Source organism: Streptomyces sp. NBC_01476 (assembly GCF_036227265.1).
Taxonomy (GTDB): Bacteria; Actinomycetota; Actinomycetes; order Streptomycetales; family Streptomycetaceae; genus Actinacidiphila.
Window position 1 is genome coordinate 7543600 of sequence record NZ_CP109446.1, and the last position, 20575, is coordinate 7564174.

General features: G+C 73.1%; 15 protein-coding genes and 1 riboswitch. Of the genes, 7 read left to right on the top strand and 8 right to left on the bottom strand.

The annotated features are described in order from the left end of the window. Window positions 1-3 precede the first annotated feature (3 nt). The 3 genes from OG552_RS36550 to OG552_RS32835 all read left to right on the top strand — a co-directional run bounded on the left by OG552_RS36550 (window position 4) and on the right by OG552_RS32835 (window position 3077). The gene (locus tag OG552_RS36550; RefSeq protein ID WP_443071221.1) at window positions 4-87 is read left to right on the top strand and encodes a putative leader peptide; all 84 of its coding nucleotides are present in this window, start codon (window positions 4-6) and stop codon (window positions 85-87) included. 455 nt (window positions 88-542) lie between these two features. Beyond that, window positions 543-1730: an SfnB family sulfur acquisition oxidoreductase gene (locus OG552_RS32830; protein WP_329139216.1), complete on the top strand. Its 1188-nt coding sequence runs from the start codon at window positions 543-545 to the stop codon at window positions 1728-1730. Window positions 1731-1928: 198 nt separating this feature from the next. Further along, complete coding sequence (locus OG552_RS32835; protein WP_329139218.1) at window positions 1929-3077, top strand: LLM class flavin-dependent oxidoreductase; 1149 nt, start codon at window positions 1929-1931, stop codon at window positions 3075-3077. Window positions 3078-3114: 37 nt separating this feature from the next. Here the strand turns inward: OG552_RS32835 and OG552_RS32840 are convergent, their stop codons facing one another. Both OG552_RS32840 and OG552_RS32845 read right to left on the bottom strand, forming a co-directional pair. Further along, the gene (locus OG552_RS32840; RefSeq protein WP_329139219.1) at window positions 3115-3906 is read right to left on the bottom strand and encodes a hypothetical protein; all 792 of its coding nucleotides are present in this window, start codon (window positions 3904-3906) and stop codon (window positions 3115-3117) included. 130 nt (window positions 3907-4036) lie between these two features. Next, window positions 4037-6340, bottom strand: coding sequence for an FdhF/YdeP family oxidoreductase (locus OG552_RS32845; protein ID WP_329139220.1), 2304 nt, complete (start codon window positions 6338-6340; stop codon window positions 4037-4039). A 352-nt stretch (window positions 6341-6692) separates the two neighbouring features. Between OG552_RS32845 and OG552_RS32850 the strand changes: the two genes are divergently transcribed. Continuing rightward, on the top strand, window positions 6693-8039 hold the full coding sequence (locus OG552_RS32850; RefSeq protein WP_443071222.1) for a cytochrome ubiquinol oxidase subunit I: 1347 nt from the start codon (window positions 6693-6695) through the stop codon (window positions 8037-8039). Next, window positions 8039-9073, top strand: a complete 1035-nt coding sequence (locus OG552_RS32855) for a cytochrome d ubiquinol oxidase subunit II (RefSeq protein WP_329139223.1) — start codon at window positions 8039-8041, stop codon at window positions 9071-9073. The genes OG552_RS32850 and OG552_RS32855 overlap by 1 nt, the downstream gene beginning before the upstream one ends. Before the next feature lie 74 nt (window positions 9074-9147). Here OG552_RS32855 and OG552_RS32860 read toward each other — a convergent pair whose 3' ends face one another. Both OG552_RS32860 and OG552_RS32865 read right to left on the bottom strand, forming a co-directional pair. Next, window positions 9148-11940, bottom strand: coding sequence for a serine/threonine-protein kinase (locus tag OG552_RS32860; RefSeq protein WP_329139225.1), 2793 nt, complete (start codon window positions 11938-11940; stop codon window positions 9148-9150). A gap of 311 nt (window positions 11941-12251) precedes the next feature. Then, window positions 12252-13130 (bottom strand): helix-turn-helix transcriptional regulator, encoded by an 879-nt coding sequence (locus tag OG552_RS32865; RefSeq protein WP_329139227.1) that lies wholly within the window; start codon window positions 13128-13130, stop codon window positions 12252-12254. Window positions 13131-13324: 194 nt separating this feature from the next. Between OG552_RS32865 and OG552_RS32870 the strand changes: the two genes are divergently transcribed. Beyond that, a complete protein-coding gene (locus OG552_RS32870; RefSeq protein WP_329139229.1) occupies window positions 13325-14116 on the top strand; it encodes an SDR family oxidoreductase in 792 nt (263 codons plus the stop codon). Window positions 14117-14139: 23 nt separating this feature from the next. Here the strand turns inward: OG552_RS32870 and OG552_RS32875 are convergent, their stop codons facing one another. From OG552_RS32875 to OG552_RS32885, 3 genes are all read right to left on the bottom strand, one after another. Then, window positions 14140-14700, bottom strand: coding sequence for a GNAT family N-acetyltransferase (locus OG552_RS32875; protein ID WP_329139231.1), 561 nt, complete (start codon window positions 14698-14700; stop codon window positions 14140-14142). Next, window positions 14697-15794 (bottom strand): LLM class flavin-dependent oxidoreductase, encoded by a 1098-nt coding sequence (locus OG552_RS32880; protein ID WP_329139232.1) that lies wholly within the window; start codon window positions 15792-15794, stop codon window positions 14697-14699. Before OG552_RS32880 ends, OG552_RS32875 begins: the two co-directional genes overlap by 4 nt. Before the next feature lie 269 nt (window positions 15795-16063). Beyond that, window positions 16064-16192: a putative leader peptide gene (locus OG552_RS32885; RefSeq protein WP_329139234.1), complete on the bottom strand. Its 129-nt coding sequence runs from the start codon at window positions 16190-16192 to the stop codon at window positions 16064-16066. Window positions 16193-16222: 30 nt separating this feature from the next. After that, window positions 16223-16335, bottom strand: a riboswitch (SAM riboswitch). A gap of 348 nt (window positions 16336-16683) precedes the next feature. Here OG552_RS32885 and OG552_RS32890 point away from each other — a divergent pair. Next, window positions 16684-18864 (top strand): ATP-binding SpoIIE family protein phosphatase, encoded by a 2181-nt coding sequence (locus OG552_RS32890; protein WP_329139236.1) that lies wholly within the window; start codon window positions 16684-16686, stop codon window positions 18862-18864. Between the two features lie 97 nt (window positions 18865-18961). Here the strand turns inward: OG552_RS32890 and OG552_RS32895 are convergent, their stop codons facing one another. Further along, entirely contained in the window at window positions 18962-20137 is a 1176-nt protein-coding gene (locus OG552_RS32895) for a type III polyketide synthase (RefSeq protein ID WP_329139238.1), read from the bottom strand. Between the last annotated feature and the right edge of the window lie 438 nt (window positions 20138-20575).

The following is a 20575-nucleotide window of genomic DNA, read 5'->3' on the forward strand; positions in this document are numbered from 1 at the left end:
CCGATGCGGGATCTGTGGGAACTGACCTCTCGGCGTCACGTCGATCTCGTGCGCGTCTCTTCCGCGCTGTGTCATCCGGCGGGCTGAAAACCGGCTCCCGCACGCCGCCTTCTCCTGTCCCGCGGGGGAATTGACGCCTTGCCGCGGAATTCCTTCCCGGTGGCCGGCGGCGCTATCGGTGTGCCCCGCAGGATTTCTCCGCGCGCTGCCGATTCCGCGCTTCCCGAGGTGATGCGCATGGCCATCCTCCGCTGTCTTTCCGGCGTTCCGTCCCCCGATGCACGCACCGCCCGTCCGCCGTGCCGTCCCGGCGGGCGGTTCGCCGGACACGCCCACCGCGTGCCGCCTTCCGGTGTCCGTGCGCCGCACACCGGGGCTCTCTTCGGAGCCGCCGCCGGGCGACCGGAACTGCCGGCTGCCGCACGGCTGTTCGCACCGGCCGAGGGCGCTGTCGCCGGCGCTTCGGCGGCGCCGGCCGGGTGCGCCGGCCGTTTCCCGCCCGTCCTGTCCACCGTCCCCGCCCCCAAGGTGGCTGCTGCCGCATGAAATCCGCCCATGTGATCGCCGACGACGCGGAGGCGCTCGCCGTCGCCGCCCGGTTCGCCGAGGAGTTCCGCACCGGGGCCGCCGAGCGCGACGCCGGCCGGCTGCTGCCCCGCGCCGAACTCGACCGGCTCTCGGCGTCCGGCCTGCTCGGCATCACCGTGCCGCGCGGCCACGGCGGCGCGGAGGTGTCCGCCCGGACCCTGGCTGAGGTCTTCCGGCTGCTGGCCACCGGGGACGCGAGCCTGTCCCAGATCCCGCAGAACCACTTCGTGTACGTCAATGTGCTGCGCCGCCAAGGCAGCGCGGAGCAGCGGAAGTTCTTCTTCGCCGAGGTGCTCGCCGGCCGGCGGTTCGGCAACGCCCAGTCCGAGGCGGGCACCAAGCACGTCCAGGACATCAGGACCCGGCTGGAGCCCCGCCCCGACGGTTCCTACCTGCTCACCGGCGAGAAGCACTACTCCACCGGAGCGCTCTTCGCCGACTGGATCCCGGTGCTGGCCCGGGCGGCCGACGACAAACTGCATGTCGCCTACGTCGAGGCCGGCGCCCCCGGTGTCACCGTGGTGGACGACTGGGACGGCATGGGCCAGCGCACCACCGCGAGCGGCACCGTGCGGCTGGTCGGCGTGGCGGTGCCGGCCGACCGGATCGTGCCCCACCACCTCACTTTCACCGGTCCCCAACTGCACGGCGCCGTGGCCCAGTTGCTGCACGCCGCGATCGATGCCGGAATCGCGTCGGCGGCGCTGCGGGAGGCCGCCGAGTTCGTCCGCACCAAGAGCAGGCCCTGGTTCGAGAGCGGCTTCGAGACCGCAGCCGAGGACCCGCTGCTGGTCCAGCGGTTCGGCGAACTCGCGCTCTGCGCCCGTGCCGCCGACGCGCTGCTCGCCGCGGCGGCGGAGGCGGTCGACACCGCCACGGCCGACCTGACCGACGACAGCGCCGCCGAGGCGTCCATCGCGGTGGCGGCCGCCAAGGTCCAGGCGGCGACGGCCGCGGTCGAGATCAGCAGCGCGCTCTTCGAGCTGGCCGGCACCCGCTCGGCGCTGGACAGCCTGAACCTCAACCGCTTCTGGCGTGACGCGCGGACACACACCCTGCACGACCCGGCGCGCTGGAAGATCCAGCACATCGGCCGCTATGTGCTCAGCGGCACCCGCCCCCCGCGCCACGGCCTCCTCTGAGGCGGCCTCGTACGTCCCCGCGCGGGTGCGCCGCACCCCGTCACCCCGCCCGCGCCCGTCGCCTCGCCAGGTCCCCGTCGCCCGCCCGCACCCTGTCGCCCGCACCCCGCTCGCGCGCACCCGTACCGCACCCGCACCGTGTCGCCCGCCCGCACCCGTACCGCGTCCCGCCCGCCGCCGGAGAGTCTGGAGAGTTCCTTGAGCCTCACCTTCCACTGGTTCCTGCCCACCTACGGCGACAGCCGCCATGTCGTCGGCGGCGGCCACGGCCTGCCCGCGGGCGCCGCGGGCGGGCAGCGTCCGGCGGACCTCGGCTATCTCGCCCAGATCGGCCGTGCCGCCGAGCAGTTGGGATTCGTGGGTGCCCTCACTCCGACCGGTGCCTGGTGCGAGGACGCCTGGCTCACCACCGCCATGCTGGCCGGCCTGACCGAGCGGCTGAAGTTCCTGGTCGCCTTCCGCCCGGGCTTCGTCTCGCCCACCCTCGCCGCCCAGATGGCGGCGACCTTCCAGCGGCACGCGCCCGGCCGGCTGCTGCTCAATGTGGTCACCGGCGGCGAGAGCCACGAGCAGCGCGCGTACGGCGACTTCCTCGGCAAGGACGCCCGGTACGCCAGAACCGACGAGTTCCTCACCGTGGTCCGCGCCCTGTGGCGAGGCGAGTCGGTCTCACTGACCGGCGAGCACCTCCGGGTGGAGGGCGCGCGGCTGGAGAGAGTGCCGGACCCGGTGCCGCCGGTCTACTTCGGCGGGTCCTCCCCGGCGGCGGGCGGCGTCGCGGCCCGGCACAGTGACGTCTACCTGACCTGGGGCGAGCCGCCCGCACAGGTCGCGGAGAAGATCGCCTGGATCCGCGAACTCGCCGGCAGGGAAGGCCGTACCGTCCGCTTCGGCATCCGGCTGCACGTCATCACCCGGGACACCGCGGAGCAGGCGTGGGCAGAGGCCCGCCGACTGCTCGACGGCTTCTCGCCGGAGGCGGTCGAGGCGGTCCAGGACGGCCTTGCCCGCAGCGAGTCCGAGGGGCAGCGCCGGATGCTCGCGCTGCACGGCGGCCGCGCCGACCGCCTGGAGGTCTCGCCGAACCTGTGGGCCGGAATCGGCCTGGTCCGCGGCGGCGCCGGCACCGCGCTGGTCGGCAGCCACACCGAGGTCGCCGAGCGCATCACCGAGTACCACCGCCTGGGCATCGACGAGTTCGTGATGTCCGGCCACCCGCATCTGGAGGAGGCGTACTGGTTCGGCGAGGGGGTGCTGCCGCTGCTGGCCCGCGCGGGTCTGTGGTCGCACCCGGTCGCCGGCCCGCCGGCCCCGGCGGGGATCCCCTTCGCCTCCGGGGTGCGGTGACCCCGCCGCCGGTCCCGTTCCCGCGGCTCCGCGGTTTCTACTGGGGGTACTCGTTCCGCAGCAGGGTCACCGCCTCCTTGGTCACCTGCTCGGCCGCCCCGTAGTCGTAACTGCTCCCCGAGATGTCGAAGACGTTCACGGTGGTCGAACCGACCTGTGCGGTCGCCGTAGTGATCAGTTCCTTGGTGCTGCCCTGGGTCATGCCGATCCTGACGACGGCGGAGCCGTCACCCATGGCCGGCCGGGAGAGCGGGGCCAGATTCATCCGTCCCGTCTCGCCGCCCAGGTCCGCGGTGAGATGCGGGCAGTCCTTCGCGGACTTCCGGACGTCGTCGACCGTGCGCCGCGCCGCGGCGGCGGAGGTGTGGCTGACGAGGGAGAGGAGGACGAGCTCCTGGCCGTTCGTGGTGGTGGCGTCGTAGCCGCGGTCCACCTCGGCGGAGGAGCCGTAGGTCCCCGAGTACGCCTGGAGGGCGTTGAGGAAGGTCTCGCAGGCCGCACCGCCCGAACCGGCCTTCTGCTTCTCGTCGTTCACCCCGGTGCTCTGGTCCGAGGTGTCTTCCTTGAGCCCGGGGGCGCCGGCCTGGGTGATGGCGGTGGCGATGAGCGTGAGCTGGGCCTCGGTCAGCGGCGCCGGGCCCGTCGCGGACGGCGTGGCCGAGGCCGTGCCGGAAGTGCCGGAAGTACTCGAGGGCGCGGGCGCGGCCGTGACCGTCCGCGCGGCGGACGCTTTCGCCGCGGGGTGCGAGCCCCCGCACGCCGCGGTCGCGCCGATGGTCAGTACGAGAGCCGGCGCGAGCAGAACTCGGCGTACGGGAAAGCGGGTCACTGGTCCACCTTGTGATCATCGTGCGAACGGTGGCGGCAGTGTAGTGACCGCGCCTGTGCGGTGCCCCGGGCGGGCCCCGAGGCACCAGCGGGTCCGCTGTCCGCGGCGGACCCGCCGGTGCTGCCCTTCCTCAGGCGGTGCCCGCCGCCACCGGGGCGCCGGGCGCTCCCTGCGCCCCGGCGGACGGTGCGATCACCACCCGGACGCTCTTCATCAGCGGCTGGTCGCTCTGCAGGCTGTAGTCCCCCGCGGCGATGAGGACGTTCATCTCCGGCATGTAGCCGGCGGCGCAGCCGCGCGGGATGTCGTAGGGAAGCGCCGTGTACCCCTTCAGCACGCGGGTGGAGCCGTCCTTGGCGGTGCTGGTGATGTCGACGGCGTCGCCCTGCCGCAGGTGCCTGGCGCGCATGTCGTCGGGGTTGAGGAACACCAGGGTGCGGAGGTTCTCGATACCCCGGTAGCGGTCGTTGTCCGAGTAGATGGTGGTGTTCCACTGGTCGTGCGAACGCATCGTCTGCAGGACCAGGGTGTCGCCGTCCGGCACGACGTCCGGCAGCGGGGCCGCGGAGAACTCCGCCTTCCCCGACGGGGTGAGGAAGACCAGTTCACGGGCGGGCTGCTTGATGCGGAAACCCAGCGGAAGCCGCACACGGCGGTTGAAGTCCTCGAAGCCGTCGAGGACTTGGGACATGGTGTCGCGGATACGGTCGTAGTCCTCGACGTAGTGCTCCCACGGTGTGGTGCTCTCCGGCAGGGTCGCCCGCGCCATGCCCGCGATGATCACCGGCTCGGAGAGCAGATGCGGCGACGCCGGGCGCCGCATCCCGACCGACAGGTGCACCATGCTCATCGAGTCCTCGACGGAGGTCGACTGCACCCCGTGGCGCTGGTGGTCCTTCTCGGTCCGGCCGAGGCACGGCAGGATCAGCGCTTTGCGGCCGTGGACCAGATGGCTGCGGTTGAGCTTGGTGCTGACGTGCACGGTCAGTTCGCAGCGGCGCAGCCCTTCGGCGGTGTACGGGGTGTCGGGTGCCGCCATCGCGAAGTTGCCGCCCATACCGACGAAGACCTTCACCGTCCCGTCGTGCATGCCCTGCACCGTGGCCACCGTGTCACGGCCGTTGTGCCGCGGGGCGGTGATCCCGCACACCTCGTCCAGCCGGTCGAGAAACTCACCCGTGGGCCGGTGGTCGATCCCGCAGGTGCGGTTGCCCTGCACATTGCTGTGCCCCCGCACCGGGGACGGTCCTGCCCCTTCCCGGCCCAGATTGCCGCGCAGCAGCAAGAGGTTGACGATCTCCCGGACGGTGTCCACGCCGTGCTCGTGCTGGCTCACCCCCAGGCACCAGCTGATCAGCGTCCGGTCGGAGCGGGAGTAGACCTCCGCCGCCTTGAGGATCTCCGCCCGGGTGAGGGCCGACTGCCGCTCCAGTTCCTCCCACGGGGTGTCCTGGCACACCTTCGCGTACTCCTCGAACCCGGAGGTGTGCCGCTCGATGAACTCCCGGTCCAGTGCCCTGGGATCAGTCCTTGACTCCTCCAGCACCGCCTTGGCGATCCCCCGCAGCAGTGCCATGTCCCCGCCGATCCGCACCTGGAGGTCGAGGGTGCTCGTCGGGGTGGACTTGAACCGTGCCATGTCGGCGATCTCGTGCGGCACGATCGTGCGCGTCGCGGCTGCCTCGATCAGCGGGTTGATGTGCACGACCTGCGCGCCGCGGCGGTACGCGTCGGCGAGCGCGGTGAGCATCCGCGGCGCGTTGGAGGCGGCGTTGACACCCATGATGAACAGGGCGTCCGCACTCTCCCAGTCGGCGAGGTCCGCGGTGCCCTTCCCGGTGCCGAGAGCGGCCTGCAGCGCCCGCCCCGATGCCTCGTGGCACATGTTGGAACAGTCCGGCAGGTTGTTCGTCCCGAACTCACGGGCCATCAGCTGATAGAGGAACGTCGCCTCGTTGCCGAGCCGCCCGGAGGTGTAGAAGGCCGCCTCGTCCGGGCTGTCGAGACCGCGCAGCGTTCCGCCCACCAGGTCGAACGCGTCCTGCCAGGTGATCGGCAGATAACGGTCGGACGCCTCGTCGTACGCCAGCGGCTCGGTGAGCCGCCCCTGGTCCTCCAGGTCGAAGTCCGACCAGTCCGCCAGCTCCGAGACGGTGTGCGCGGCGAAGAACTCCCGCCCGGCCCGTTTCGGCGTCATCTCCCAGGTGACATGCTTGATGCCGTTCTCGCAGATGTCGAGCCGCAGGCCCTTGGTGTCGTCGGGCCAGGCGCAACCGGGGCAGTCGAAGCCGCCGTTCTCATGGTTCATCTTGAAAATGGCCCGAGGACCGTCCGCGAAGGCACGCTCACGCACCAGGACCTCGGTGACGCTGCGCGCGGCACCCCACCCCGCCGCCGGATGACCGTACTTCTTCTGGACCGGTTTCTTGTCCATCACACCGCCGTTCGCTCACGGTTGATCACGATCTTTCGGATCTTTCGCATCATGCCAGGTGGCCGGTTCCGGCCTGTCCCGCGCGCCCGCCGCGGCGAGGCGCGTGTCCGCGGCGCCCTGTCCGCGGCCCCCGCCCCCCGTGCACGGCCGGCCCCGCCGCCCCCGCCGTCCCCACCGGATTGGACCGGTCGGGTGAAGGTACGACCGCTCCGGGCCCACGTCCCCCGTTCGCGCCCCGTCCCGCCGGGAGGATGCGGGTGTGCCCCGTCTCCTCCTGGACCAGCTCATCCGCACCGCCCAACCGGTGGCCGCCGCGGGTGACCCCTCGCAGCTCCTGCCGGCCCGCGAACAGATGGCCTTCACCCTCGGCTTCCACATCGTGCTGGTGCCGTTCGGCGTCGCGCTGACCACACTGATGCTGATCGCCAACTACCGGGGGCTGCGCCACGGCGACCGGACCGCACTGCTGCTGGCCCGCCGCTGGTCCAAGGTCGCCGCCGTGCTCTTCGCGGTCGGCGCCGTCTCCGGCACCGTCCTCACCTTCGAACTCGGCATCCTCTGGCCGCGCCTGATGGGCACCTACGGCCCGGCCTTCGGCTTCCCCTTCGCCATCGAGGGCCTGTTCTTCTTCCTCGAAGCGATCTTCGTCTCGATCTACATCTACGGCTGGGACCGGCTCCCGCCGTGGGCGCACTTCTGGTCCGGGGTCCCGGTGTCGCTCTCCGGCATCGGCGGCGCCGCCTCGGTGGTGGCCGCCAACAGCTGGATGAACCAGCCCGGCGGAATCACCCTCCGGGACGGCAAGGTGGTCGCGGTGCGGCCCGCCGAGGTCTTCTTCAACGGGGCCTTCTGGTACGAGACCGCCCACATGCTGCTCGCCGCGTACATCGTGGCCGGCTTCACCGTCGCCGGGGTCTACGCCGCCGGACTGCTGCGCAAGCGCCGCGACGGCTACCACCGCACCGGCTTCCTCATCGGGTTCTCCGTCGCCGCGGTCGCCATCCCGGTGCAGATCTTCGTCGGTGACCTCATCGCCCGGCGGGTCTTCGACAAGGAGCCGCGCAAGTTCGCCGCCATCGAACTGCTGCCGCGCACCGACACCCACGTGCAGGAGACCCTCGGCGGCATCCTCCTGGACGGCAGGGTGCGCTACGGCCTCGGGATCCCCGACGGCGCCTCCCTGCTGGCCGGTTTCCGGCCGTCCACCCGGATCAGCGGACTCAACGCCATCCCGGCCGCCGAACGGCCCGACGACGCCGTGGTCAGCGTGGTCCACCTCGCCTTCGACGTCATGGTCGGCACCGCCTTCCTGCTGCTCGGCCTCGCCCTGTGGTTCGCGTGGCTGTACTGGCGGCGCCGCGAAGTGCCCGCCAACCGCTGGTTCCTGCGCTGCGCGGCCGTCAGCGGCGTGGTCTCGGTGGTCAGCCTGGAGAGCGGCTGGGTGGTCACCGAGGTCGGCCGGCAGCCGTGGACCGTGGTGGGCCTGCTGCTGACCCGCGACGCGGTGACCACCCAGGGGAATCTGTGGCCGTTCTTCAGCGCGGCCCTCGCCATCTACGCCGCCGTCGCCGTCGCCGCCCTCCTGGTGCTGCGGAGCATGCAGCGCAGGTGGCGGGAGTCGGGCGACGAGACGGTCGGGGTGCCCTACGGCCCGCGCGAACCCTCTGACCAGCCACGGACCCCGGAGGGACGGACCTGATGACGGACGTCATTGCGGCGCTGATGTTCGCCGGGGTGATCGCCTACGCCGTTCTCGGCGGCGCCGACTTCGGTGCCGGCCTGTGGGACCTGACCGCCGGCGGCGCCGAACGGGGCCGCCGGCCCCGGCACCTCATCGACGTCTCGATCGGCCCGCTGTGGGAGGCCAACCACACCTGGCTGATCTACTGCCTGGTCTTCTTGTGGACCGGCTTCCCCCGGGCCTTCGCCGCCATCACCACCACCCTCTACGTACCGCTGGGCCTGGCCGCGCTCGGCATCGTCGTCCGCGGCAGTGGCTTCGCCTTCCGCAAGGTCTCCCTGCGCACCCCCGAACAGCGGCTGTACGGTGCGGCGTTCGCAGTGTCATCGGTCGTCACGCCGTACTGCTTCGGCACGGTCGCCGGCGCCATCGCCTCCGGCCGGGTCCCCTCCCGCGGCAACGGCAACGCGATCACCAGCTGGAACAACCCGACGTCGGTGCTCGGCGGCGTGCTCGCCGTCCTGGTCTGCTCCTACCTCGCCGCGGTCTACCTCACCGACGCCGCCCGCAGGACAGGCGAGGAGGACATGCGCCTGTACTACCGCGACCGCGCGCTGCTCGCGGCCGGCGTCACGGGGGCGGTCACCGTCGGCGGCATCTTCGTCCTGCACTCCGACGCCGCCAGGCTCTTCCACCGGCTCAGCCACCGCGGGCTGCCGCTGCTGATCATCGCCGGGCTGTGCGGCGTCGCGGGCGTCTTCCTGCTGGTGACCGGAACGGCGACGCGTGCGGTCCGCGGGCTGCGCGCCACCGCCGCGGCGGCCGTCGCCGCGGTCGTCTGCGGCTGGGGTGTGGCCCAGTACCCGTTTCTGCTGGGCACGCACCTCACCCTCGACGAGGCGGCCTCGCCGCGGCCGACGCTCTGGGTGCTCATCGCCGTCGCGATCGCGGCCGGCGCCTTGATCCTGCCCTCGCTCATCCTGCTCTTCGGTCTCTTCGACCGCAGCCGCCTCGACTCCTCACCGAGCCCGGAGGCGGGCGGCGCCCACTGAACGCCCCCGCCCGGGCGGACTGCCGCTCGGACGGGGGCGGGCCGCGACGGTGCGCGGGCGGAGGGACGACCGTGTCAGTGGCAGCCGACCCCGTAGGAACCGTTGCCGGAGTCCGCGCCCGGGTCGGTGGAGACGGTCAGACCGACGTACGGGTGCTTCTGGTCGGCCGCGTAGGTGAGCTTGTCGGTGAAGGTGTAGCTCGTCGCCCCCTTCGGGAACGTCGCGGTCTGCGGGGCCATCTTCACCGCCCCCTGCGGCTTGCCGTTGGCGCTGCGCCACCAGGTGAGGTGGAGCGTCCCGGCCGCGGCGCCGTCGTACTGCACGAACACCGTGGCGGTCGCGGTGCGGTTGCCGGTGGAGCACTGGAAGCCGGTGACGGCGACGGACGAGACGTGCGGCCCGGGCGCCGACCCGGTGGTCTTCGTGGGACCGGCCGAAGGGGTGGTCGGTACGGCGGTGAGGCTCGTGCCCGGTTTCCCGGTGGGGGTGGCCGGTGTGCTCCCGGTGGGCGTGGCGGTCACGGTGGGCGCGCCGCCTGCCACGGTCGGGGTGGCCGTGGGCGACACCGAGGGGCTGGCCGTCGGGGAGGCCGTGGTGGCCGCCGCCGAGGGCGAGGCGGTGGTGGGAGCGGGGGCCGAACTCAGCGAGGTGGACGGTGCCGCGGTGGGCTGCGCGGAGGCGTCGGCGTCGTCCTCGTTGCCGGTCGCCACGGCGGTGACGGCCAGGGCGCCCGCGACGATCACGGCTGCCGCGGTGATGGCAAGGATCTTGGCGCGCCGCCCGAACCGGGGTTTGCCGGCGCCGGGGCCGCCGGCGGGTGCCTTTCCAGCGGGAGGGCGCGGCGGAGTACCGGGGGCGCCGGTGCCCGGGGCAGCGGCGGGGAGTGCCGTGGCCGCTGCGGGGAGGGCGGCCGGCGCGGCGGGGGCGGGGGATGCGGCGGGCGCCGTGTCCGCGGCGTCGCCGGCGCCGGACGGCAGCAGCTGCGACAACTGGGCGACCAGCGCGGCGAGTTGGAGCCGTCCGTGCTCCTCCCAGTCCTCGCCGTAGGCGGCGACGGCCACCGCCTCCAGCTCGGCGGCGAACTCGGCCGCGCTCTGCGGGCGTTCGGCCGGGTCCTCGGCCAACCCCCGGGCGAGCAGCGGCCGTACGGGCTCCGGGACGCGCTCATCGGGAACCGGTGCCGGTGCCTGTGCCTGTGCCTGCGCCTCGGCGGGGCGGACCGCGAACTCCTCGGCGGTGAGGCACTCGTAGAAGGTGGCCGCTGCCGCGTAGAGGTCCGGGGCGGTGTCCACTGCGGGCGCCGCGTCCTGCGCGCCGCGTGCCGTCAGGCCGAAGTCGACGAGCTTGACGGTGCCTTCGGTGGTGACCAGGACGTTCGCCGGCTTGTAGGCGCGGTGGACGACACCTGCCTCGTGCGCGGCGGCGAGCCCGAGCAGCGATCCCTTCAGTACGGCGAGGGCGGACACGGGGTCGGTCGCGCCCCGCTCCCGCAGCAGGGTGTTGAGGCCGATCCCGTCGACCAGCTCCGTCACGACCGCGGCGTGCGGGCCGTCCTCGACGTAACCGTGGAACCGGGCGACATACGGCGAGTCCACGCCGGTGAGCGACTCGGCCTCGCCGCGGAACGCCGCACGGAACGCCGGGTCTTCGCGCAGCGCCGCCCACAGGTACGTGATCGCGACGACGGTGCCGCTCTCCTCGTGCCGCGCCCGCACCACCCGGCCGGACGCACCCGCGCCGACTTCCCGCTCATGCCGGTAGCCAGGGACCTGCCACGGGCCGCCCACCGGGGCGACGGCTTTCTGAGCCGGGGCGACGGCCTTCCGCCCCTTGACGGCGGCCTTCGCCGGCGTCGCCTTCTTCGCCGCCACCGCGGAGGTCTTCCGCCCCTTCACGCCCCCGGCCGCCGGAGCCGCCTTCCTGGCCCCCGCCCCCTTCCGCCCCGGCCCGGCAGCAGCTTGCGCGACAGCGCCCGCCGGCACCTGCCCAGCCCCGCCGGCCTTCGCGGCCGTCGTTGCTGCGGCCTGTGCGGTTTCGCCGTTCGCTGCCGCGGCAGGTTGTCCGTCGGCGGGTGCCGGGGCCTGCCCGGCGTTGCTGCCTGCGGGGGCAGTCGGTTCCGCGGCTTGCGCGGTCCCGTTACCCGCTGCGGGAGCGCCCGCCTCCCCGCCGTCGGCTGCCGGGCCCTGCGTGGCTTCGCCGCCTGCCGGCGCCGCTTCGCCGGCCTTCGCGGCCCGCGGGCCTGCGGTCGCTGCGGCCTGTGCTTGTCCGCCGGTGGGTGCAGCGGATTTTCCGGCTTTGCCGCCTGCCGCAGCCGCGGGTGCTTGTCCGTCCGTTGCTGTCGGGGTGTGTCCCGCCGTGCTGCCTGCGGCGGTAGTCGGCGCCGCGCTGCTCGCTGCGGCGGCGTCGGCCTGTTCGCCGGCGGGTGCCGGCACCTGCGTGGCGTTGCTGACCGCGGCGGCAGCCGGTGTCGCTGCCTGCTCAGGCTTGGCTGCCGCCGGGGCGGGGTGTGCGGAGGTGGTCGCGGGTTTGGCCGCGGTGGTCTTCCGCTTCGTGGTTGCTCGCGCCGCGGGCTTTTGCTCCTTGGGCGCCGCCGGCGTGGCGGCTGCCTCCTCGGCGGCCGTCAACTCGGCGGCCCCGGTCGGGTCCTGTGCCGACGCGGCCTTCCGTGCTCGCGTGCCCGGCCGGCCCGGGGACCGCTGGGCCGCCTTCGCCGTCGTCGGCCGGGGGTCGGCCGCCGGGCCGCCCTCCGCAGGAGACTGGGCCGCGGTCTCCCGCGGCTTCGCGGGGCGCTGCTGCCCGGCCGGCCGGCCCTCCGCGGCCGTCGCGTTGTCCTCGCCGGGTATGCCCGTGCCGTCGTGGTCGTCCACCTGATCCCGCCCCTCGCGCTGCCCCTTGTGGAGAAGCCGCTGTTCGTAGCCCCTCGACGCCCGGTTCTGTTCTCTCGGGTTCCGCCGGCAGCCGGGCCGATCTGCCGGGGCCCCACGGCATCCGCTGGACCTTCCCCCCAAGAGGGCTGAGCGCCGAAGACGCGGGCAGGGCCCGGGAAACACCCAGGGGCCGGAGAGGAGGAGCCGTGAGGATCAAGAGGGTACTGGTGACCGAGCCGATCCGGGGTATCGGGGCGCCCCTGAACGGCAGTTGCCCGTCACCGGGCCCGCGCTCCAGACCTGCCCGGGGCTCAACCTTCCTGGTGGGGCCCCCGAAGGGCCGCCGCAGGGGTCTGCGGGGCATTCCATCCGGCCAGGATCTGGAGGGAGTAAGCGGTGGGGGAGCCGGGTTCTGCGTTGTAGAGGCAGAGGGTCTGATCGGGGTCGCCGGGGAGTTGGAAGGACTCGTAGGCGAAGTGCAGGTCGCCGACGAGCGGGTGGTGGTAGACCTTGGCGCCGTGGCTGCGCCGCAGCACCCGGTGGTCGTTCCACCACGTGGTGAACTCGGGCGAACGCAGCGTCAGTTCACCCACCAGGTCAGCGAGCCGCCGGTCATGGGGGTAACGGCCTGCTTCCAGGCGCAGTATGGCGACGGTCTCCGCGGCGAGGCGCTCCCAGTCCCCGGTGCGTTCGCGGGCCTTGGGGTCCAGGAGGTAGTAGCGGGCGAGGTTGCGCTGGGGCACCGGCAGGGCGTCGAAGTCGGTGAGGACCGCGCGGGCCAGGTGGTTGGAGGCCAGGACGTCGGTGCGCCTGCCGAGGATGAAGGCCGGGCGGTGGTCGAGGGCCTGCAGCGTCAGGTAGAGGCCGGGCCGCACCCGCTGGGGGCTCGCCGGGGTCCGGCTGCCGGCGGCCGGCCGGGAGAGAAGATCGCCCAGGTGTTCGCGTTCGGTGGCGTCCAGCCGCAGGGCCTCGGCGAGCGAGGCGAGGACCTCCGGCGAGGGGTTGGAGGCACGGCCCTGCTCCAGGCGGGTGTAGTACTCCGTGCTCACCCCGGCCAGCCGGGCGGCCTCCTCCCGGCGCAGCCCCGGGACCCGCCGGGGCCGCCCGTCGCTGGGCAGACCCGCCTGCTCCGGGGTGATCCGGGCACGGCGGGTACGCAGGAAGTCGGCGGTCTCACTGCGGCGGTCCATACCCCTAGTCTCACCCGGGCCCGCCGGTGGCGCGTGCCCGCTGGGTGGCCCTGGCGGTACCTGCCTCATCAGGGCAGGTCCGGCCGCCCCAAACGGGTGCGGGGCGGTGGTGTGCTGGATGAGGGACGAGCGGCTCCCGCCGCCGCCCCGGCGCAAGCTCCCCCTCGGCTTTCCCTTCCGGAAGGTGAATCCCCATGACCACTTCCTCCGCCCCTTCAGCCCCCTCCGCCAACCCCCTCGACGGCCGGATCGCCGTCGTCACCGGAGCCTCCAGCGGCATCGGTGAGGCGTCCGCCGAGCATCTGGCGTCACTCGGCGCCACGGTCGTCGTCCTGGCCCGGCGCGCCGACCGGCTGGCCGACCTGGTCGCCCGCATCGAGAAGAACGGCGGCAGGGCGCTGGCGATCTCCGCCGACGTCACCGACACCGCGGCCGTGCGGGCCGCCGCCGACCGGGTGGCAGCCGAACTCGGCGGCGCTGACCTGCTGTTCAACAACGCGGGCGTCATGCTCCCGGCGCCGGTCGAGGAGCTGCGCACCGACCAGTGGCAGCACCAGATCGACCTGAACATCACCGGGCTGATGAACGTGATCGGCGCGTTCGTGCCGCAGCTGGTCACGAGCGCCGGCGAGCGCGGTGTGGCCGACCTGATCAACACCTCCTCGATCGCCGCGCAGAACATCTTTCCCAACTTCGCGGTCTACTCCGGCACCAAGGCGTACGTGACCCACCTCTCCCGCCACCTGCGGACCGAGCTGGGACCGAAGAACGTCCGGGTCGCGGCGATCGAGCCGGGCATCGTCGGCACCGAACTGCAGAGCCACGTCACCGACGCCGGCGCCCTGGAATGGCTCGACGGGTCGAAGGAGACGGTGGACTGGCTCACCCCGCAGGACATCGCCAGGACCATCGGCTTCATCGCCGCCCTGCCGCCCCGGGTCAACCTCCAGCAGGTCACCATCATGCCCACCGGGCAGACCGGCTGACGCTCGCGCGGCGCGCGCCCCGCTCAGGGCGCGCGCCCGAAGTCGACCCGCGGGGTCGGCCGGAACTCCGTCCCCCGCAGCGGCTCGTCGCCCACCAGCCGTTTGGCGAAGGGCAGCGGCCCGCCCAGGGACTCCGGGTCGGCGGTGAGGTCGAAGAGCGCTGTGTAACCGGTCGTCAGATAGAGCCCCCTGGCCTCCGGCTGGCGCGGTCCGGTGGTGAGATAGACTCGCTGGTAGCCGGCCGCGGTGGCGGCCCGCTCCAGCTCCGCGACGACCCGCCGGGCCAGCCCCTCGCGGCGGTGGCCGCTGTGCGTCCAGATCCTTTTGAGCTCGGCGGTCTGTTCGTCGTAGCGGCGGTAGGCCCCGCCGGCCACCGGTTCGCCGTCCCGCAGCAGCAGGAGCAGCAGCCCGCCGTGCTCCGGTTCGAACTCCTGTGCAGGGTAGCGCGCCAGTTCCCGTCCAGCGCCGCCGAGCGAGGGGTAGCGGGTGCTGTACTCGTGCTCCAGTTCCCGCAGCAGCGGCTGGGTGAGCGGATCGGTGAGCGTCGCCGTCCGTACCTCGTAACGCGGTGTGGTGGTGGTCACCGGCCGGTCCCCTCCGCGTCACGCTTGGCGACCTCCGCACGGACCAGCGGGATGACATGGCGGCCGAAGTCGATGGCGTCCCCCAGCAGGTCGTAGCCGCGGGCGGAGATGATGTCCACGCCGATGTCGTAGTAGTCCAGCAGGGCCTGTGCCACCGTCTCCGGGGTGCCGACCAGGGCGTTGGAGTTGCCCGCTCCGCCGGTCGCGGCGGCGGTGGGGGTCCACAGCGCACGGTCGAAGCGCTCGCCCTGCTCCGCGATCGCGATCAGCCGCTGCGAGCCGGAGTTCTGCGGCTGGTCGCCGCCGCGGCGCGTCCACGCCCCGGACGCCCGGCGCTCCTGGATGGCGGCGACCGTGCGGTGCGCCTTCTCCCAGGCCAGTTCCTCGGTAGGAGCGATGATCGGCCGGAAAGCCGCCTGGATACGTGGCGGGGTGGCGCGTCCGGCGGCGAGCGCCGCCGCCTTCACGGCGTCGATCTGCTGGGCGGTCTCGGCCAGCGGTTCGCCCCACAGCGCGTAGATGTCGGCCACGGCGCCGCCCGCCGCGTAGGCGGCGGGGGAGGAGCCGCCGAAGGAGACGTCCGGGTGGGGCTGCCGCACCGGGAAGACGTCGGAGACGAAGTCGTTGAAACGGTAGTGCTCGCCCTCGTGGTCGAAGGCCTCGTGCTCGGTCCACACCCGCTTGACGATCTCGATGTACTCGCGGGTGCGGCCGTAGCGCTCGTCCTTGGTGAGGAAGTCGCCCTCGCGCTGCTGTTCGTGGTCGTTGCCGCCGGTGATGAAGTGGACGGCGAGCCGGCCCTCGCTGATCTGGTCGAGGGTGGCGAACTCCTTCGCCGCGAAGGTCGGGTACGAGACGTTCGGCCGGTGCGCCAGCAGGATCTGCAGCCGGGCGGTGTTCGCGGCGATGTACGCGGCGGCGGTGCCGGGTTCGGGCGAACCCGACCTGTAGGCGAACAGCACCCGGTCCCAGCCGTGGTCCTCATGGGCACGGGCGAGCTTGAGCGTGTACTCCTTGTCGAAGGACGCCCCGCTGCGCGGGTTGGTCTCGGAGCCGTCGTTGGTGGCGGCGATCCCGAGGAATTCGATGGGCATGATGGGGCCTTTCGGTGCGGTGGGTGGTGGCGTCGGGGGCGCTCGTGGGGGTCTCGGTCCCCTTTCGCCGGTCGCGGGCAGGGCGTCACAGGGCAGAACCGGGCCCGCCGGAGCGGGACCGCAGGGGTCCGCTCGGGTCGGAGATCAGGAGGGATCTCGCGGCGGCGGTGGGCTGCCTACAGGGAGGAGGGGCGCACGGCCGGGCCGTCATGGCGACGGTGCGGCGGATACGGCGGGGGAGGGGCGAAACGGGGGGCGGAGGACCGGTCTCAGCGGACCGGGCGCACCCGGGGACACAGCGCGCTGCTCACCCGGAGCAGATCGACATGGCGCCGCGCGACGCGCAGTTCGAAGGACCCGTACGGGCGGCACACGCTGTCGCAGGGTCGTACCCGCACGTGATCACCTCGCACTCATCCGGCCCGTGGGCCTCGCGCTTACAGGACAGTTCGCTGTCCTGTCGGGTCGTCACCTGGAGCACCCCACCGCGGCGGAGGGTTGCCGGTCAGCGAGCCAGGGCTTGGTGCTGACGCTCATAACCGTGGATCACGCTAACCCCTCGGCGGCTTCCGGGCAATGCCCTCCGGGGCGCCGGAAGCCGCCGCCGTACGAGGGAGCGAGCGCCGGCCGCGTCCGCGGGCCCCTGACGGATCCACCGGACCGGGGGGCCGCGGTTCTGCGCGGTCGCGTTCGCGCGCTCCGGGAGAGGGCTCGCACAAAGCTCGCTGAACGAGCTTCTTTGAGGGCCCCGGACTCCGCCGATCCCGGTCGACTCGGATGTGTGTGTGATATACCGTTTTGATTGTTGTTATCCGCTTTAGGGTGATTCTTGCCCAGGTTCGGACCGGCCGGACGGCGCGACCTGTGGCACTGATCGAATGAGCACCGTATGGACTCTTACCTTCCGCCGGGCGACACCCCCGATCTCGACTTGAACGTGGTCAGCCAGGCGCTCGCGGGTCTGACCCCGAGGCCCGGCACACAGTCACGTGCACAGCCGTGCCGCCCCGCGAACAGCGGCCACAGCGATGGGGAGAAGCCGGTCGAGCCCAAGGACAAGGAGCAGATCCTGGGCGCGATCACGGTCGACCGCGACCTGCGGATCGTCAGTTCCAATCTGGGCCCGCGGTGCTTCGACGGGTTGACCGCCGTCCCGGGAGAACCCTTCGTGGACCTGCTCCCGCCGAGCGACGTGCCGGCGGTCACCCGCCGGCTGCGGCGCGTGGTGGAGACCCGCGACCCCCATGTGGCCCGTGTCCAGCGGATCCCCAAGCCGGACGGCTCTGAACTGATCGTCTCGCTGAGCATTCTGCCGTCCCCGCCGCCGGACGACGGCCTGACCATCTCGTTCATCGACATGGCCCGGCGCTTCCACCTCTACGCCGCCGCCTCGTCCATCGGCACCACCCTCGACGTCGGGGAGACCGCCCGGGCGCTGGCCGCCTCGCTGCTGCCCTGGGGCGACGTCGTGGCGGTCTCGCTCGACTACAACGTCTGGACGGGGGAGCAGGTCGAGGACCGTACCCGGCTGCGGCGCGCCGCCCTCGCCCCCGAGCGGTCCTGGCCCGACGGCTTCCTCACACCGGGCGAGGACCTTCCCCAGCGGGCCCGCGTGTTCCTGGGTCAGGACACGGAGGCCCACGACGTCCAGGGCACCGTCGTACTGCCGGACCGGGCCGCGATCGAGCGGGCGCTGGGCGGGGACCCCAGGCTGCTGAGGGCCCTGGTGCCCATGGAGGGGCCGCTGTGCATGGCCGGCGTTCCGCTGATCGTGGAGGGGCCGGACGGGGAGGCCCCGATCGTGCTGGGCGTCGCGGAGGTGTGGCGGCGCCCGGACGGGCCGCTGGGGCCTTTCGGCGAAGACCTGATCGACATGCAGGAACTGGTCTCCAGAACGGCCGGGCACGTCGACAACGCCCGCCGGCACGAGCGCGAGCACGCCCAGGTCATCGCGCTCCAGCAACGGCTGCTGCCGCCGTCGCCGACCAGCACGATCGAGATCGCCAGCGCCTACGAGCCCACCACCCCCGACAGCGCGGGGGTGGGCGGCGACTGGGTTTCCAGCTTTCCGCTGCCCGGCGGGCGTACCGCCCTGGTGGTCGGCGACGTCGTCGGACACGGCCTCGGCGCGGCGGCGGCCATGGGCCAGCTCAGCATGGAAGCGCGGGCCCATCTGTCGGCCGGCCTGCCGCCGGACGAGGTCCTGGCCCGGCTGGACGAGACGGTGACCCTCCTGGACGACTCCGAGACGGGGCTCGCGGCCGGCTACAGCGCGCTGAACAGCACCTGCTGCATCGTCTGCTACGACCCCGTGGAGAACCGCTGCACCATGAGCAGCGCCGGCCACCTGCCCCCGGTTCTCGTGCACCCCGGCGGCCGGGTGGAGATCATCACCCCGCGCGCCCACCCGGGGCTCGGCACCGCGTTCGTCTCCGATGAGCCCTTCGAGACCACGGAGTTCGGTGCGGAGCCCGGATCACTGGTGGCGCTCTACACCGACGGGCTGGTCGAGAGCACCTCGGCGTCGATCGAGGAGGGCATCGGCACGCTGTCGCGGGCGCTGGCACGCATACGCCCCGGCGACGACCTCAAGGAGGCGGTCTCCCGTACGGTCGGCGCACTGGACCCGCACCGGCACGGGCTGCGCGACGACGTGACGCTGATGATCGCGCGCATGGTCGGCAGGCCCCGCGGGGACGTCGCCACGGTGTCCCTGCCGGTGGGCGACCCACGGATCGTCCCCCGCGCACGGTCGCTCGCGGCCGTCCGGCTGCGGCGCTGGGGGCTGCACGAGCGGACCTACGACGCCACGCTCGTGGTGGGCGAACTGGTCACCAATGCCCTGCGCCACGGCGCGGGGGAGATCACCCTGCGGCTGATCCGCACCGGCAGCCGCAGCGTCGTGTGCGAGGTCAGCGATCCCGGCAACGGCCGGCCGTGGCAGCACCGGGCCGATCCGCTGGACGAGCACGGACGCGGTCTGCTCGTCGTGCACGCGGTCGCCGACCGGTGGGGGGTCCGCTGGAACGACGACGGCGGGAAGACCGTCTGGGCCGAGCTGACCGCCTGACGGGGCGCCGGCGGCGAAGCACGCCGGGCGAGGCAGGAGGCGGGCAGGACGCGTGCAAGACACAGCCACGGCGCAGGCTAGCCGGGGTTCGCGGAGCTTACAGCCACTCCCCTTCCAGGGCGGTCGCGGTCAGGCCGGGCGCCGCCGCGTACAGGACGGTGCGGGCACCGGGCTTCTGGCCGGAGCGGTGGGCGCGCTCCAGGATGTCGAACACGGCGGCGCCGCCGCGGTTGCCCGTGCCGTAGCTGTCCCAGCTGTGCTCCAGCAGTCCGGCGGGCCAGCCCTCGGGCATGGTCTGCTGCATGTACTCCAGCACCCGGGTCCCTCCGGGGTGCGCCAGCAGCAGATCGGGGTGCCAGCCCAGGTCGGAGTGCCGGCCGCGCAGCCACTCCCACATCGCCAGGACGGTGCGCTGCACGGCCCGCGGCCCGGACCGGTCCATCAGGAAGTGCACGCCGTCGTGGCGGGTCTCCAGCCGGTGCAGGCCCATGGTGTCCGGCAGGGTGTGGTGCCAGGCGGCGTCCAGCCGCAGGCACGCTCCGTCCGCCGGGCTGCCCGTCACCACCGCGGCGACCGCGGTGTCCGCGAAGAGCAGCCGGGTGATCAGGGACTCCAGGGTGTGGTCGCCCGACTGGTAGGTGGTGCTCAGCGCCTCCGATATGACCACCAGCACCTTCCGGCCCGGGTCGGCGGCCACCAGATCGGCGGCCAGCGCCAGCGAGCGGGTGCCGGCGATACAGGCCCACTGGCTCGCCGGAAGCAGCAGCACGTCGCCCCGCAGCGGCAGCCGGTTGGCGAGGGCCACGTCCAGACCGGGCAGGGCGGGGGTGGTGGAGTGGCTGGTGATCAGGCAGTCCACATCGGCCGGCTCCAGACCGGCCGTGGCCAGGGCCTGACGGGCCGCCCGCTCGCCGTACTCCTGCACCGCCTCCCACGCGGGTGCGTTGCGCTCCTCGATCGTGCGGGGCGCCGGGATGGCGTCCAGCGCGGCCACGATCCGGTCGACGTCGCCGTCGGCGAACCCGTCGGCGGCCAGCGCGTCGCGGGCGAGGGGCTCGTCCGGCACCCGGAGACCCGAGACGGCCGGGGCGGCCGCCTCCTCCAGGCTGCGCATCCACCGGCGGGTCGTGATCCCGGTGGAGGCGGCGATTCCGTCGATCCGGGAGAGCCAAGGCGCCTGCGGATGGCGGGCCTTCACCTCCGCGAGGATGTCGACGGTGTCCACGGCGTGCTCCCCGGCCACCACGGCCGGGGGGAAGACATAGGCAGGCACAGGCCCCTCCAGGGTGATCGGCCATGGTTTGGCCGATGTGAGGCAGCGGAATGCTGTATGCCTCGATTGTCCGGGACGGATTTTCGGAGGCGCCCTCCGATTCGCGCCGGGCGCCGCCCGCGGCGGCGCGGCGATTCCCTGCCCCGCCGACCGGTCATGGACTGCCGGCCGGCTGTGCCTTCGTACGGTGTCGCGGTGCCGTGCCCGCGATGACCTGGGTCTGTTCCGGTTCGGGGCGATTCGGCGGCGGTCGCGCCGGCCCGGCCCGGCGAACGTCACCGGCGACCGGGCCGGCCCGGTGGATCTCCGGCCGCCCGGTCCGGCCGGTGACGAGAATCACCACGAACCCGCCCGGGAGGGGGCCGTCCCCCCCGTGCATACGGTCCGGCGACCGCCCCACGGGGGCCGTAGGACACCGGAAGGCCCGGACGCCGGCGG

Excerpts from the sequence above, each read along its gene's own strand:
- OG552_RS36550 (WP_443071221.1), top strand. The coding sequence starts at position 4 with ATGCGGGATCTGTGGGAACTGACCTCTCGGCGTCACGTCGATCTCGTG.
- OG552_RS32830 (WP_329139216.1), top strand. The coding sequence starts at position 543 with ATGAAATCCGCCCATGTGATCGCCGACGACGCGGAGGCGCTCGCCGTC.
- OG552_RS32845 (WP_329139220.1), bottom strand. The coding sequence starts at position 6,340 with ATGGACAAGAAACCGGTCCAGAAGAAGTACGGTCATCCGGCGGCGGGG.
- OG552_RS32850 (WP_443071222.1), top strand. The coding sequence starts at position 6,693 with ATGGCCTTCACCCTCGGCTTCCACATCGTGCTGGTGCCGTTCGGCGTC.
- OG552_RS32855 (WP_329139223.1), top strand. The coding sequence starts at position 8,039 with ATGACGGACGTCATTGCGGCGCTGATGTTCGCCGGGGTGATCGCCTAC.
- OG552_RS32865 (WP_329139227.1), bottom strand. The coding sequence starts at position 13,130 with ATGGACCGCCGCAGTGAGACCGCCGACTTCCTGCGTACCCGCCGTGCC.
- OG552_RS32870 (WP_329139229.1), top strand. The coding sequence starts at position 13,325 with ATGACCACTTCCTCCGCCCCTTCAGCCCCCTCCGCCAACCCCCTCGAC.
- OG552_RS32880 (WP_329139232.1), bottom strand. The coding sequence starts at position 15,794 with ATGCCCATCGAATTCCTCGGGATCGCCGCCACCAACGACGGCTCCGAG.
- OG552_RS32890 (WP_329139236.1), top strand. The coding sequence starts at position 16,684 with ATGGACTCTTACCTTCCGCCGGGCGACACCCCCGATCTCGACTTGAAC.